1 protein-coding gene is annotated in these 636 nt (G+C 38.8%); it reads left to right on the top strand.

Annotated elements, in window-relative coordinates:
* A partial coding sequence (locus AC3G7N_RS21455; protein ID WP_489424162.1) for a YcxB family protein occupies nucleotides 1-636 on the top strand: 636 nt, incomplete at both ends.

Below are 636 nucleotides of genomic sequence, written 5' to 3' on the forward strand. Positions count from 1 at the left end.
TTAAAAAGGGATGTGCATAGCAAGAAGCTGGGGCCTTTCTCTTTACATTTAACTGAAGAGGGAATAGATGTACAAAGAGAGTATTCCAGTAAACATGTTGCATGGAAAGAGATTCAGAGAGTTACCGCCGATGATGCGAACTTTTTCCTATATCATGTCAATCAATCCGCTATTATTATTCCAAGGAATGCAGTTAAATCCGATACGGAACTGATTGAACTCTTGTCTACATATGTGGGTGAATCGAAAATAGAAACTAAGACTGGGGCTAGTTATAACAGAAAGCCAAAAAGAGCAGTTTTTTCGGTGTTAATTATTGCCTTGGTATTGCTAGTCGGCGTGCACTACTACTATATCAAACCACAGAATGACGTTGCGAGAGCTGTACAAATGGTGGATGACTTATTTGTCGAAGTGGATGGGAACTCCGATTCAGAAAAAAATGATGAAACCCCTGGAAAAATAAAGGAATCCACAGATCAGGAACAAATTGACCAAACACGAAAAGCAATAGCAAAAATTGATCCGGATAATGGTGAACATGGGGGATATTCCATTGCTGTATTGGGTTTGAGCTTGACGGTTAACGATGCTCAGAAACAATTAGATAAAAGAGAAGGTAATCAAATTTCGGAT

The organism is Virgibacillus carmonensis (genome assembly GCF_057836705.1).